This window comes from Pseudomonas sp. SJZ078 (assembly GCF_007828255.1).
Taxonomy (GTDB): domain Bacteria; phylum Pseudomonadota; class Gammaproteobacteria; order Pseudomonadales; family Pseudomonadaceae; genus Aquipseudomonas.
Map to the genome: position 1 here is coordinate 1 of NZ_VIUG01000018.1, position 14,279 is coordinate 14,279.

The following is a 14,279-nucleotide window of genomic DNA, read 5'->3' on the forward strand; positions in this document are numbered from 1 at the left end:
AATGGGCATAAAAAATCCGATACCAGAGGACTGGTATCGGATTTTCTAGAAAGCCCGGCTTGGACTCAAATGCTTAAGTGAACAGCATTACGGCAAAGGCGGGACTTTTTCCGTATCGGCGGGCCCCGGCGCGATCCAACCTAGTCAGGCCAAAACCTCACTGGGAATGCCCACCATGACAATAAAAAATCCATCCGCCCTCTGCGCCCTTAACGCCGCCTTGCTGCTGGCCGGCGGCCTGTCGCTCAGCCCCTTGGCCAGCGCTGCCGTCACTTGGGAAGACATCGCCAACGACCACCTGACCACCCGGGACGTGCTGCAATACGGCATGGGCACCAACGCTCAGCGCTGGAGCCCGCTGGCCCAGGTCAACGACAAGAACGTGTTCAAGCTGACCCCGGCCTGGTCCTATTCATTCGGCGACGAGAAGCAGCGCGGCCAGGAATCCCAGGCCATCGTCAGCGACGGCGTGGTCTACGTCACCGGTTCCTACTCCCGGGTGTTCGCCCTCGACGCCAAGACCGGCAAGCGCTTGTGGACCTACAACCACCGCCTGCCGGACAACATTCGCCCGTGCTGCGACGTGGTCAATCGCGGCGCGGCCATCTATGGCGACAAGATCTACTTCGGCACCCTGGATGCACGCGTGGTCGCCCTGGACAAAAACACCGGCAAGGTCGTATGGAACAAGAAGTTCGGCGATCACGCCGGCGGCTACACCATGACCGGCGCCCCGGTGCTGATCAAGGACAAGACCAGCGGCAAGGTCCTGTTGATCCATGGCAGTTCCGGCGATGAATTCGGCGTGGTCGGGCAGTTGTTCGCCCGCGATCCCGACACGGGCGAGGAAGTCTGGATGCGTCCCTTCGTCGAGGGCCACATGGGCCGCCTCAACGGCAAGGACAGCACCCCCACGGGCGACGTGAAGGCGCCCTCCTGGCCCGACGACAAGACCACCGAGACGGGCAAGGTCGAAGCCTGGAGCCACGGCGGTGGCGCGCCCTGGCAGAGCGCCAGTTTCGACCCCGAGACCAACACCATCATCGTCGGCGCGGGCAACCCCGGCCCCTGGAACACCTGGGCCCGGACTGCCAAGGATGGCAACCCCCACGACTATGACAGCCTCTACACCTCCGGCCAGGTCGGCGTCGACCCGAGCACGAGCGAAGTGAAGTGGTTCTACCAGCACACACCCAACGATGCCTGGGATTTCTCCGGCAACAACGAGCTGGTGCTGTTCGACTACAAGGACAAGGACGGCAAGGTCATCAAGGCCACCGCCCATGCCGACCGCAACGGTTTCTTCTATGTCGTGGATCGCAACAACGGCAAGTTGCAGAACGCGTTTCCCTTCGTCGACAACATCACCTGGGCCAGCCACATCGATCTCAAGACCGGTCGCCCCGTGGAGAACCCCGGCCAGCGTCCGGCCAAGCCGTTGCCCGGCGAAACCAGGGGCAAGCCGGTGGAAGTCTCGCCGCCATTCCTGGGTGGCAAGAACTGGAATCCCATGGCGTACAGCCAGGACACCGGGTTGTTCTACGTCCCGGGGAACCAGTGGAAAGAGGAATACTGGACCGAAGAAGTGAACTACAAGAAGGGCTCGGCCTACCTCGGCATGGGGTTTCGCATCAAGCGCATGTACGACGATCACGTTGGCAGCCTGCGAGCGATGAACCCCACCACCGGCAAGGTGGTCTGGGAACACAAGGAGCCGTTGCCATTGTGGGCCGGCGTACTGGCAACCAAGGGCAACCTGGTGTTCACCGGCACCGGTGATGGCTTCTTCAAGGCGTTCGATGCCAAGACCGGCAAGGAGCTGTGGAAATTCCAGACCGGCAGCGGCATCGTCTCCCCACCCATCACCTGGGAACAGGACGGCGAGCAGTACATCGGCGTGACCGTCGGTTATGGCGGCGCCGTGCCGTTGTGGGGCGGCGACATGGCAGAGCTGACCAAGCCGGTGGCACAGGGCGGCTCGTTCTGGGTGTTCAAGATCCCGGGCTGGGACAAGGCCACGGCGCAGAAATAGCGCGCCTTCAAAACCTCAACCCAATTCCCCATTTGTGGGAGCGGGCTTGCTCGCGAAGGCGTCGGGTCAGCAACATCGATATTGACTGACCCGGCGCCTTCGCGAGCAAGCCCGCTCCCACAGTCGATCGAGTCTACTGCCATGAACTACCTGCCTCTGGCATGGGTGCTGCTCGTCTTCAACGCCCACGCCGACGACACCGAAGCCCCCCTGACCCTCAACGGCTGCGTCATCGCCGAATCCAGCCAATGCCCCGGTGCCGATTTGCGAGGTGCCCAACTGGCGAACCAGGACCTGCGCAAGATGAACCTCAGCGGCGCGGACCTGCGGGGTGCCGATCTGCGCCATGCGCGGCTGGACCTGGCGAATCTGGAGAAGGCCCGTCTGCAAGGCGCCAACCTGACCCGCGCCAGCCTGCAACAAAGCAACCTGCGCCTGGCCGACCTGACCAACACCACCCTCAAGGCTGTCCAGGCCTGGGGGCTGTTCGCCCAGGGCGCACAGTTCCAAGGCGCCGATCTGAGCGCCGCGTACCTGCAATTTTCCCGACTGTCCGGCGCGCGCCTGCATGATGCCAATCTGCAAGCCGCCGACCTGGAAATGGCTTGGCTGAGCAAGGCCGACCTCAAGGGCGCCGACCTGCGGGACGCCAACCTGCAGGAAGCCAAGCTGGGGGAAAGCAACCTGGAACAGGCCAACCTGAGCGGATCACGCCAGCATTATGGGAATTTCCAGGGTGCGAATATGCAGGGTTGCAAGGGATGCCCGGAATCCTGGGAATGATGAAGGACTTTCGCCAGACACAGTCCCCTCGCCACAAGGTATTCATATTCAGGGACCAAAGAGTGATGCCTATGAACCTCTCACCCCGCCACCCGCACCACCCCCAGATCAATCCCCAAATGCACCAATTCGGCATGGGAGCTGACCTGCAGCTTGCTCTTGAGCAGCGTCAGGTGGTTGGAGACGGTCTTGGCACTGATGCACAACTGCTCGGCGATCATGCGTGCAGGGGTGCCTTTGGCGAGCATGACGAAAATTTCCAGCTCGCGCTGAGTCATGCATTGCAGGCGCGGGTCGGCCTCGTGCCGGGAGCTGGCACAAGCCAGCTGGGTCGCCAGGGATTGTTCGATATAGGCGTGGCCGGCCAATACCCGTCGCACCGCCTCCACCAGTACCTGAGGTGCCGAGTTCTTGGTCAGGTAACCCGCGGCGCCGACGTCCAGGGCCTGGCGCACCAATGGCAATTCATCGTGCATGCTGAAGAACAGCACACGCAGTTGCGGCAGGCGTTGACGCAGGCGCCGGGTGGTTTCCAGGCCACTGATGCCGGGCAGGCCGAAATCCATGATCACCAGGTGCGGCACCTGTTCCTGCACCTGGCTCAGCGCCTCTTCGCCCGTGGCCGCTTCGCGGACTTGCAGATCAGGCATCAAGGCCCGTAGCAGGCTGGCGAAGCCCTGCCGGACCACTGCATGGTCATCCACCAACAAAATGTTCATCGTGCCTCCAGAGGGATATTCAAGGCCAACGCCCAGCCGGCACCGGGACGGCAGAGAACACGCAGCTCGCCGCCCAGGCTGCGAGCCCGTTCGGACATCGAATGCAGGCCGACACCCGGTCGGGGCGGCTGCGTCGCCCCCAGGCCGTTATCGCGCACCCACAGGTGCAAATGTCCGCCGTGCTGGCGCAGGCGGATCCGAACCCGGGTGGCGTTGGCATGCCGGGCAACATTGGTCAATGCCTCCTGGACCAGGCGATACAGCTGAGTCTTGTCTGGCCCTGACAACGGCGGCAAAGCGGAATCGATCCGCAACTCGCAGGCGATGCCATGGGTGTCCTGGCATTGGCGCGCCAACAATCCGATGGCTTCGTCCAGGGGCAAGTGCTGCAGTACCACCGGGTACAAGTCGTGTACCAGCGCCCGGAACCCCTGCTGCAAGTGCTCGCAGTGATCTTCGAGCTGGCTGACCGTCTGCTCCAGTACCGACGGCTGGTCAACCACCAAGCGTAACAGGCAGGCCCGGGCGCGTATGCCAGCCACGTATTGGCCCAGATCATCGTGCAGGGCCTGGGCCAAGTGCGTGCGCTCCTGTTCCTGGACAGCCAACAGCGCCTGGGTGAGTCGGGTGTTATCGGCCTGGGACCGGGCCAGGGCGGCGGTCATCCGGTTGAAGTGCCCGGCCAGTTGCCGCGCTTCCGGGATGCCTTCGGTAGGCAGGCACACCCGCAGATCGCCGGCCGAGACCTGGCGCAACGCTTCGAGCAGTTCATCCAGCAACCCCATGCCCCGGTGCACCGCCCAGCGAATCACCAACAGACTGGCCAACAGGGCCATGGCACAGACGCCCAGCAGTTGCACCAGCGAATCGAGGATTTCCTCGATTTCGTCCCGTGGGTCGACGGCAATCCAGGCCTGACGACCGTCCCGCAGGCCGACCACCTGAGGCGTCGGGCCATCGACGAGCAGTTGATGGCCGAGCCAGGCCTTCAGCCCACTGTCGACACCCGTCGGCAGGTGCTCCCCCGGCGCCAGCCAGCGCACCCGCACATGACGCAGGCTGCCGGTCAGGCGCTCCTGGAGGCTGGTCGGATCGTGCTCGGCGGTTTCACGCAGGTATTGCACCACGGAACCGGCCGATTGCAGCTCGCGCCTTACGTCGGTCATGGCCTGATGCAGCAACAGGCTTCCACAGGCCAGGGTGACCAGGCCGAAGAAGGCCACCACCCACAGATTGATCCGCCAAAGCGCCGACATGATTAGCGGCCTGTAGTCGGAGTGTGCGTGCAATCTGTATGCACGCCGTAGATCCCTTGTGGGAGCGGGCTTGCTCGCGAAAGCGGTGGGTCAGCTTGCATCGGTATCGACAGGTCTGCCGCCTTCGCGAGCAAGCCCGCTCCCACAGGAAATTGCGGATATTTGAAGGTTCTATACCTGGCAGAAAACCGATCCACCTCAATCAAGCTCAGTATCAGCAACAACGGCAGCAGCAAGGCCTTGAAAGTCTGCATGGTCTGTCCGCTCCCTGATGAATGACGATGGTCTGCATCCTAAAACCCCGACATCGACGGCGAGCTACTACCTTGGTACTGCCCCGGCGGTACTTTCTGCATATTTCCCCCTGACCAAGGGCTTCCTATGCTGGCGCTACCCGCAATGGAGGTGTTATGCGCCGGCTCGTCAGTTTCACCTTGATCGCTCTGATGGCAGCCACCACCGTCCAGGCCGAGGACGCGATGCCGTTGCAGGTGCGCATCGGTTACCTGGGGTACCGGCCCGATCCGGGGCCGCTGTTGTCCAACGTCATTGCCGAGCCCGCCGACGCAGGTTTGCGCGGCGCCGAACTGGCGATCATCGACAGCAACAGCACCGGACGTTTTCTCAAGCAGGATTACCGCCTGGAAAGCGCCAGCGTCGACAGCCCCGAAGCCTTGCTTGAGGCCGCCCGCGCGCAGCATGAACAAGGCCTGCGGCTGTTCGTGGTCAATGCCCCCGCCGCGAGCCTGCGCCAACTCAGCGCCGCCCTGCCCGACAGCCTGCTGTTCAATGCCGGCAGCCCCGACGACAGCCTGCGCACCACCGACTGCCTGGGCAACGTGCTGCACAGCCTGCCCGACCGGGCCATGCTCGCCGACGCCCTGGTGCAATTCAGCGTCGTGCGCCAATGGCAGAAAGCGTTGCTGATCATCGGGCGGACGCCCGAGGACCAGGCCTATGCCGGCGCCCTGCGCCGGGCCATGAAACGCTTCGGCATGAAGACCGTGGCCGAGAAGACCTGGCAGTTCGACAACGACCAGCGCCGCAGCGCCCAGGCCGACATGCCGCTGTTCACCCAGACTGCCGAATACGACGCGGTGCTGGTGGCCGATGAGCGTGGCGACTTCGGCGAGTACTTGCCCTACCAGACCTGGTACCCGCGCCCGGTGGCCGGCACCCAGGGGCTGACCCCCACCGGCTGGCACAAGGCCGTGGAAACTTACGGCGCGGCGCAATTGCAAAAACGCTTCGAAGCCTTGGCCGGACGCTGGATGAACGACCGTGACTTCGCCGCCTGGATCGCCGTGCGCAGCGTCGCCAGCGCGGTGAGCAAACTGCGCCAGGCCGACCCGTTCGCCATTCGCCAACTGGCCTTGAGCGATCAACTGCCGCTGGACGGCTTCAAGGGTCGCAAGCTCAGTTATCGCCCCTGGAACGGACAACTGCGCCAACCGATTCCCCTGGTCCAGCCACGGGCCCTGGTCAGCACCTCGCCCCAGGACGGCTTCCTGCACCCCACCAATGAAATGGACAGCCTGGGCTACGACCGGCCCGAAGTGAGCTGCCGCTACCCCTGATCGAAAACAACAATAAGGAAAACCGCCATGCGCCGCCCGCCGTTCCAATCGATCCTGCTGCGCCAGGTACTCGCCCTCGGCGCGGTGCTGCTCGCCACCGGCCCTGCCGCCGCCAGCACCGCCTGGGTTTCGAACGAGAAAGACAACAGCCTGAGCCTGATCGACATGCAGAGCCTGGAAGTAGTGGAAACCCTGCCGGTGGGCCAGCGTCCGCGGGGGCTGCTGCTGTCCCACGACAATCGTCTGCTGTACATCTGCGCCAGCGATTCGGACCGGGTCCAGGTGATGGACGTCGCCACCCGCAAGATCATCAAGGAACTGCCGTCCGGCAAGGACCCGGAGCAGTTTGCCCTGCACCCCAACGACCGTTGGCTCTACGTCTCCAACGAAGACGACGCCCTGGTGACCGTCATCGACACCCAGACCTCCGAAGTGCTGGGCCAGATCGGCGTCGGTGTCGAGCCCGAAGGCATGGCCGTCAGCCCCGACGGCAAGTGGACGGTCAATACCAGTGAAACCACCAACATGCTGCACTGGATCGACACCAGCACCCAGACCCTGGCCGACAGCACGCTGGTGGATCAGCGTCCGCGCTTCGTCGAGTTCAATCGCGACGGCAGCCAGCTCTGGGCCTCGGCGGAGATCGGCGGCACCGTGACGATTCTCGATGTCGCCACGCGCAAGGTGCTCAAGACCCTGAACTTCCAGATCAAGGGCGTTCATCCGGACAAGGTCCAGCCGGTAGGCATCAAGCTCAGCGCCGACGGCCAGTTGGCCTTTGTCGCCCTGGGCCCGGCCAACCATGTGGCGGTGATCGACGCAAAGACCTTCGAGATCCTGGATTACCTGCTGGTAGGGCGCCGGGTCTGGCAACTGGCATTTACCCCGGACCAGCGCCAGTTGCTGGCCACCAACGGCGTCAGCGGCGATGTCTCGGTGATCGACGTGCAGAGCCGCAAGGTGCTCAAATCGGTGAAGGTCGGGCGCTACCCCTGGGGCGTGGTGGTGACGCCATGAACGCCCTGGAGGTCAATGACCTGAGCTTTGCCTACGGGCCGCGCGAAGCCCTCAAGCAGATGAATTTCAGCCTCGCCGCCGGGCGCTTCGCCGCGCTGCTGGGCCCTAACGGCGCCGGCAAATCGACGCTGATCGCCCTGCTCACGCGTCTTTACGATGTGCAGCGTGGCGAGATCCGTGTCGGCGGCCATTCCTTGCAGCATTCGCCACGGCCGGCCCTGCAGCAGCTGGGCGTGGTGTTCCAGCAAAGCACCCTGGACCTGGACCTGAGTGTCGAACAGAACCTGCGTTATCACCTCGCCCTGCACGGTTTGTCGCGGCGCGAAGGGATGGCCCGGATCGACGCCGAACTGGCCCGGCAACAGTTGACCGAGCGACGCCATGAACGGGTCCGCGATCTGAACGGAGGGCATCGTCGCCGGGTGGAAATCGCCCGGGCGCTGTTGCACGAACCTCGCCTGTTGTTGCTGGACGAACCCAGCGTCGGCCTCGATCCGGCCAGCCGCCAGGCCCTGGGCCGGCACATTCGTCAACTGTGCGACGAACAGGGCATCAGCGTGCTCTGGACCACCCACCTGCTGGATGAAGTACAACCCTGCGACGATCTGCTGATCGTGCACCAGGGCCGCCTGGTCGCCAGCGGTCGCGCCGAGGCCGTGAGCCAGGAACATGGCGGCACCCTGGGCTCGGCCTTCACCCGCTTGACCACTTCGGGAGCCCAGGCATGAACGCGTATTGGCAATGTTTCAGCGGCATCGTCATGCGCGAATGGCTGCGCTTCGTATTGCAGCGCACACGGCTGCTGAGCGCCCTGGTGCGCCCGCTGCTGTGGCTGCTGGTATTCGCCGCCGGTTTTCGCGCGGCATTGGGTATCGCGATCATTGCGCCCTATGACACCTACATTCCCTACGAGGTGTACATCGTGCCTGGGCTGGCCTGCATGATCCTGCTGTTCAACGGCATGCAGGGTTCGCTCTCGATGGTCTACGACCGGGAAATGGGCAGCATGCGGGTGCTGCTGACCAGCCCCCTGCCCCGCGCCTTCCTGCTCGCGAGCAAACTGCTGGCGACCTCGTTGATCTCGTTGCTGCAGGTCTACGCCTTCCTCGCCATCGCCTGGCTGTATGGCGTCCAGCCGCCGGCCATAGGGTTGTTGTTGGCGCTGCCGGCTCTGCTGCTGGTGGCGCTGATGCTCAGCGCTCTGGGCTTGCTGCTGTCCAACGCGATCCGGCAACTGGAAAACTTCGCCGGGGTGATGAATTTCGTGATCTTCCCGATGTTCTTTCTGTCCTCGGCGCTGTATCCGCTGTGGAAGATGCTCGAGGCCAGCCCGTGGCTGTACTGGCTGTGCGCGGTGAATCCGTTCACCCACGGCGTGGAACTGGTGCGGTATGCCTTGTATGGACAGTTCAACCTGCTGGCGATGACGGTGTGCGTGGGGTTGACCCTGGTGTTCGCGCTGGCAGCGGTGTGGACTTTCAACCCGCAACATGCGGCGCTGCGCAAGACCGGATAATCCAGACAACTCGAATCCCGTTGTGGGAGCGGGCTTGCTCGCGAAAGCGTCGGGTCAGTCAATATCCATGTTGCTGCCCCACCGCTTTCGCGAGCAAGCCCGCTCCCACAAGGGGCCTCGTCCACTTCCAATGCGAAGTGAATTCAAATTGCAAATTACGACTTTAGTACTGGTTTTCCTGTCCATGGTCGCATTCCCAAGACCGCGACCCTGTCATGTAATGGACGCATAACAACAAGGATCAATCCCATGCTCCGTTTACTGGCGGTCGTCTTGCTGGGCCTGTCGATGAATGTCGCGCTGGCCGACACGGCACTGTTTTCCCCCCAGGGTTATCGCATCGACCGGTATCGCAGCCCCACTCCCGACGCCGTGGAAGGCGCCCGGACGATCGATACCCCGGCGTTGCAGCAATTGCTCGAACAGACACCCGTCCCGGTGCTGATCGACGTCTACCGTCGACCCTGGGTCCAGGGACGCTTCATCGACAACGAACCCCATGCCAATCTGCCCGGCAGCCTCTGGCTGGCCAATACCGGTGATGGCGAGCTCGACCCGACCTGGCAGGACTACCTCGCCTACCACCTGCGCCAGGCCACCGCCGGGCGCACGGAGCAACCGTTGGTCTTTTATTGCCGCTCCGATTGCTGGCTGAGCTGGAACGCGGTAAAACGCGCCGCAGCCATGGGCTATAAGCATCTGTATTGGTACCGCGACGGCGTCGATGCCTGGGAGGCTGCCCACCTGCCCGTACAAGCGGCGCGGCCTGAACCTTTTCCCTGATCTTGAACGTGCGTGCAACTGCTCCAGCCCCAACACAATAATGAGGTGAATGGCCATGTATAAAATCCTGATAGCCGACGATCACCCACTGTTTCGCGAAGCCATCCATAACGTCATCAGCGACGGTTTTCCTGGCAGCGAGATCATGGAAACCGCCGATCTGGACAGTGCCCTGGCCCTGACCGCCGAGCACGACGACCTGGACCTGATCCTGCTGGATCTGAACATGCCCGGCATGCACGGCCTCAATGGCCTGATCAACCTGCGCAACGAGGCCCCGACCATTCCCGTGGTGATCGTCTCCGCCGAGCAGGACAAACAGATTGTCCTGCAGGCCATCACCTACGGCGCGGTGGGGTTCATCACCAAGTCCTCGCCACGCTCGCAGATGACCGATGCCATCGAGCAGATCCTCAACGGCAATGTGTACCTGCCACCGGACATCATCCGTACCCAGAAGAACCCGGTAGGCCGCCGGCTGAACGAAACCCCGGCCTTCCCGCCCGAACTGCTCCAGGCCCTGACCCGCAAGCAACTGCTGGTGCTCGAACGCATGACCAAGGGCGAATCGAACAAACAGATCGCCTACACCCTCGACATCGCCGAAACCACAGTCAAGGCCCACGTCTCGGCGATTCTGCGCAAACTCAACGTGCACAACCGGGTGCAAGCGATCCTCAGTGCGGGGGATATTGATTTCGGGGCTTACCTGCGGCGTTGATGCGGTTCAAGTCAGGCCCATGGCCGTTGTGGCGAGGGAGCTTGCTCCCTCGCCACAACGGGTTCGGCTTAGTGGCTCTGGGGCCCGCCTAACAAATGACTCATCGCAATCTTCAGCTTCATCGGCCTTACCGGCTTGTGCATCAGGGTATGCCCGCGCTCGCGGATCTGCTGCTTGAGTTCGTTACTGTAGTTGGCGGTGATCAGCATGGCCGGGATCGCTGACTTGCGCCGGGCGTTGATCCGGGCCACGGCGTCGACGCCGTTCTGATCGTTGTCCAGGTGATAGTCGGCGATCAACAGGTCCACCTCGGCGTGGTCGTTGTCCACCTGGCGCGCCAGGTCCTGCTCCGACAGCGCAGTGACGACCCGACAGCCCCAGCCTTCCAGCAACGTGCGCATCCCCGCGCAGATCGCCGCGTCATTATCCAGCACCCAGATCCGCGCCCCGCGCAAGCGCTCGAGCATCGGCTCGCTCATGTCCACGCACGGCACCGGCTTGGGCGCAGTGGCGCTCAGCGGGACGTCGATGGCGAACATCGAGCCCTTGCCCGGCCACGAACGCACCTGGATCCGATGGCCGAGGATCCCGGCGATCTTCTCGACAATCGCCAGGCCCAGGCCCAACCCGCGATCCTGGTCGGGACGCTGCACATCGCCGCGCTTGAACTCCTGAAAAATTTCTTCCAGGCGCTCCTCAGCGATGCCGATACCGGAGTCCCAGACCTGGATCGACACTCGCTGCCCCTGGCGCCGGCACCCCAGCACCACCCGACCGCTGGGGGTATAGCGGATGGCATTGCTCAGCAGGTTGCGCAGAATCCGGGCGAGCAGCTGCATGTCACTGCGCACCAGCACCGAGCACGGCACGAAGCGCAGCGTCAGCCCTTCACTGCGGGCGACCTGGACGTACTCGGCGGCCAGGTTACCGAGCAGTTCGCTGAGGGCGAACGGCGCAATGTCCGCCTTGATCACCCCCGCATCGAGCTTGGAGATGTCCACCAGGGTACCCAGCAGGTTCTCCACGTCTTGCAAGGAATTGCTGACGTTGCGCACCAGGTGAGCATTCGCCACCGGCTCACGCCGTTCGAGCAAGGCACTGGTGAACAATCGCGCGGCGTTGAGCGGTTGCAGCAGATCGTGGCTGACCGCCGCCAGGAACTTGGTCTTCGACAGATTGGCCTGCTCGGCCTCGCGCTTGGCTTCGCGCAGGCGCAGTTCCACGCGGCTGCGTTCGTCGATCTCGCGCAGCAACTGTTCGTTGAGGGTGGTCAGTTCCGCCGTGCGCTCCTGAACCCGCTGTTCCAGGTTCTGGTAGGCCTGGTGCAACGCCTCGGCGGTGCGGCGCCGTTCGGTAATGTCGCGGATCAGCACGAAGATCCCCACCACCTCGCCATTGGCCAGGCGGTTCGGCACGTAGGAACGCAACATGTAGCGTTCCTGGTTGTTGATGTTGGTTTCGGCGAACTCGAACGTCACGCTCTCCCCGGCAAGAGCCCGGGCCACGTAAGCTTCCAGGCGCTGGTAATGCTGCTCGCTGTGGGCTTCGCGCAGGCTCTGGCCGAGCATCACGCCACGAGGCCAGCAATACCACTGTTCATAGACCTTGTTGGTGAATTCGTAGACCAGGTCGGCATTGAGGTAGGCGATCAGTGCCGGCACATGGTCGGTGATCAGGCGGATCCAGCGCTCGCTTTCGCTCAACGCCTCGGCGTGCTGATAGCGCTCGGTGATGTCGGTGAAGGTGTTGACGTAGCCGCCAGTGGGTAACGGATGGGTGCGGATTTCCAGGACCCGTCCGTCGGAGAGGCGCTGCTCGCGTTCATGAATCAATCGACCGTTGCTGTCGCGGCTGGCCGGGGTCAACAGTTGCAGTTCGCTGTCGGCAATCACTTCGTTGAACGGTCGGTGGGCCGCCACCGGGGCCAGGCCGCTGAGTTCCAGGAAGCGCCGGTTCCACAACTCCAGCACGCCCTGGGCGTTAACCATCGCCACGCCCTGGGAGAGGTTGTCCACCGCACGCTGCAACAGATGGGACTTCTGCGCGATGGCCTGCTCGCGGCGCACGGTTTCACTGAGCTTGACGTCGGTGATGTCGGTGAACAGGATCACCCGTCCACCCTCCTGGGTCGGCCGCTCACTGACCTGCAACCAGCGACCGTTCTGCAGGCGATACAGCACATGCTCATCATCCTGGCCGCGGTTTTCCTCGCTGAACAGTCCGTTGGCGGTCATCAGGCGCTTGACCTCGCCCAGGCGCATCCCGGCGATGATGCGCACCCGACTGTGGGCCCAGAATGCCTTGAAGCGGCTGTTGAACAGGACGATGCGCTGTTGCGCGTCGAACAGCACGAATGCATCGGAAATGCTCTCGATGGCGTCGATCAGGTGCCGATGGGCCGTTTCCGCCCGCAGCCGGGCCTCACCGAGCAAATGATTGCCGGCCTTGAGCTCGGCCATGGCCTGGTTCAACGCATCGGTGCGTTCGCGCACCTGCTCGGCCAGCACCACCGAATGCTGGAACGCCGCATACGGGTCGCTGCCCCGGGTCACACCGGACTCCACCCGCTCGATCAGCGCAGCATTGATGCGCCGCAGTTTGTGGTTTTCGTGCTGCAGTCCGGCAATCTGCGCCTGCAGATCAGCGATGGCCGGGGACGCGATGTCGGGCAATGGCAACTCCGGTAAAGGTCTGGTTGATGTGCATGCCATTGAACTGTTCTCCATAGGTGTTGAAACCCATCACCCGTTGTTTGCGCAAGAACTGGCCGATCTGCTCCAGGCCACCGCGGTCTTCCAGCTCCAGACGCCTGAGGAAACAGTCGCAGCCGATGGTCAGCAACAGATCGCCGAGACGCGCCTGCAAGCCGTCGAAGAGGTTTTCCAGGTTGTTTAGCAAGGGGCCCGGGGTCATGGCCGTGAGAACGATGCCGTTCTCCACCGCGCAGTAGAAACTCAGGCTCAGGTCCGGGTGCACCTGCTGGACGGCCCGCACGTAATACTGGTCGTTGATGCGCACCGCCAACGGATGGGCGGCGAACACCCGATAGTCGAGGGCGCTCACCGGCACGCCGATATGCCGTGCGTACTCCTCAGCGGCCGGTTCGGCGTTGAGCTCATAAACCCGGCGCGAAGTGCTGTCGGCGCCGGTCACCACCAGTTTCTCTTCCCGGGGCAGGACGTGATGGGTGGTGAACACTTCGAATTCCAACCAGGTATTGATCAGCACCACCACGGCCGCGCCGCTATGGAACTGGCCTTCGAAATACACGTGGGTGTGGGTCAGGTAGTTGTCGTCGCCGGCCGAACCGCCAAAATGCGGGATGTCGCCCAGGGCAGCGCTCAGCGCCGCGAGCACCATCTCTTCGCGGCTGGAGAGGCCATCGAGCAGGGTCAGTGCGAAGCTGTGGCCCTTGATCGGTGCCAGGGCATTACTGCGGCAGCCGCTCGCCAGGCGTTCGACCATCTGCTGGGCGTCGATCAGGCTGAAGTCGCCCATTTCGCCGATCAACTCGGCGGCAATGGAAAAGTGCCGGTGGTCGAACCCCACCGCACTCACGCAGTTGCGACCATAACCCTGGGCGGTGATTTCCCCGGCGCTGGTGCAACCCACCAGGCGAATCCCGCCGAAGCTCCGGGACAGTGCCTGGCCCAAGGCCGGCAGATCGTATTCGGCGGAACAGAAAAACAGCACGAAGCCCAGGTACGGATGCAGCAACTGCCGCGCCAGTTCCTGAGCCACTTGCTCGACATCCGTTGCCTGGGACATCGCGCTTACCACGCCTTCGCTCTGGGCCTGCTGCATCTTCGCCTCCGTGACAGGAGCCTTGAGTGTACGAAGCCGCGCCGCGCCCACGAATGCTACTTGGGTAGCGG

At 63.3% G+C, this 14,279-nt stretch carries 12 protein-coding genes; 8 read left to right on the forward strand and 4 right to left on the reverse strand.

The window, feature by feature from the left end:
- Positions 1 to 166 precede the first annotated feature (166 nt).
- Together exaA and FBY02_RS16620 are read left to right on the forward strand one after the other, a co-directional pair.
- Positions 167 to 2,032, forward strand: a complete 1,866-nt coding sequence (gene exaA / locus FBY02_RS16615) for a quinoprotein ethanol dehydrogenase (RefSeq protein ID WP_371921425.1) — start codon at positions 167 to 169, stop codon at positions 2,030 to 2,032.
- A 141-nt stretch (positions 2,033 to 2,173) separates the two neighbouring features.
- A complete protein-coding gene (locus FBY02_RS16620) occupies positions 2,174 to 2,815 on the forward strand; it encodes a pentapeptide repeat-containing protein (RefSeq protein ID WP_144929312.1) in 642 nt (213 codons plus the stop codon).
- Between the two features lie 80 nt (positions 2,816 to 2,895).
- On the opposite strand, the gene FBY02_RS16625 is transcribed toward FBY02_RS16620, so the two are convergent.
- Together FBY02_RS16625 and FBY02_RS16630 are read right to left on the reverse strand one after the other, a co-directional pair.
- Positions 2,896 to 3,534 carry a response regulator transcription factor gene (locus FBY02_RS16625; protein ID WP_144929314.1) on the reverse strand — a complete coding sequence of 213 codons (639 nt, stop codon included), beginning with the start codon at positions 3,532 to 3,534 and terminating at the stop codon, positions 2,896 to 2,898.
- Complete coding sequence (locus FBY02_RS16630) at positions 3,531 to 4,790, reverse strand: histidine kinase (RefSeq protein WP_144929316.1); 1,260 nt, start codon at positions 4,788 to 4,790, stop codon at positions 3,531 to 3,533. Before FBY02_RS16630 ends, FBY02_RS16625 begins: the two co-directional genes overlap by 4 nt.
- Before the next feature lie 410 nt (positions 4,791 to 5,200).
- Here FBY02_RS16630 and FBY02_RS16640 point away from each other — a divergent pair, with 410 nt between their 5' ends.
- The 6 genes from FBY02_RS16640 to FBY02_RS16665 all read left to right on the forward strand — a co-directional run bounded on the left by FBY02_RS16640 (position 5,201) and on the right by FBY02_RS16665 (position 10,404).
- The gene (locus tag FBY02_RS16640; protein WP_144929320.1) at positions 5,201 to 6,367 is read left to right on the forward strand and encodes an ABC transporter substrate-binding protein; all 1,167 of its coding nucleotides are present in this window, start codon (positions 5,201 to 5,203) and stop codon (positions 6,365 to 6,367) included.
- A 27-nt stretch (positions 6,368 to 6,394) separates the two neighbouring features.
- Entirely contained in the window at positions 6,395 to 7,384 is a 990-nt protein-coding gene (locus FBY02_RS16645; protein WP_144929322.1) for a YVTN family beta-propeller repeat protein, read from the forward strand.
- Positions 7,381 to 8,112, forward strand: a complete 732-nt coding sequence (locus FBY02_RS16650; protein ID WP_144929324.1) for an ABC transporter ATP-binding protein — start codon at positions 7,381 to 7,383, stop codon at positions 8,110 to 8,112. Before FBY02_RS16645 ends, FBY02_RS16650 begins: the two co-directional genes overlap by 4 nt.
- Positions 8,109 to 8,900 carry an ABC transporter permease gene (locus tag FBY02_RS16655; RefSeq protein ID WP_144929326.1) on the forward strand — a complete coding sequence of 264 codons (792 nt, stop codon included), beginning with the start codon at positions 8,109 to 8,111 and terminating at the stop codon, positions 8,898 to 8,900. The genes FBY02_RS16650 and FBY02_RS16655 overlap by 4 nt, the downstream gene beginning before the upstream one ends.
- A gap of 249 nt (positions 8,901 to 9,149) precedes the next feature.
- Positions 9,150 to 9,683, forward strand: a complete 534-nt coding sequence (locus tag FBY02_RS16660; protein ID WP_144929328.1) for a PQQ-dependent catabolism-associated CXXCW motif protein — start codon at positions 9,150 to 9,152, stop codon at positions 9,681 to 9,683.
- A gap of 55 nt (positions 9,684 to 9,738) precedes the next feature.
- Positions 9,739 to 10,404 (forward strand): response regulator transcription factor, encoded by a 666-nt coding sequence (locus FBY02_RS16665; RefSeq protein WP_144929330.1) that lies wholly within the window; start codon positions 9,739 to 9,741, stop codon positions 10,402 to 10,404.
- Positions 10,405 to 10,472: 68 nt separating this feature from the next.
- Here the strand turns inward: FBY02_RS16665 and nahK are convergent, their stop codons facing one another.
- Positions 10,473 to 13,115, reverse strand: a complete 2,643-nt coding sequence (gene nahK, locus FBY02_RS16670) for a hybrid sensor histidine kinase/response regulator NahK/ErcS' (protein WP_144929332.1) — start codon at positions 13,113 to 13,115, stop codon at positions 10,473 to 10,475.
- Complete coding sequence (gene nosP, locus FBY02_RS16675; RefSeq protein WP_144929459.1) at positions 13,045 to 14,208, reverse strand: nitric oxide-sensing protein NosP; 1,164 nt, start codon at positions 14,206 to 14,208, stop codon at positions 13,045 to 13,047. The genes nahK and nosP overlap by 71 nt, the downstream gene beginning before the upstream one ends.
- Between the last annotated feature and the right edge of the window lie 71 nt (positions 14,209 to 14,279).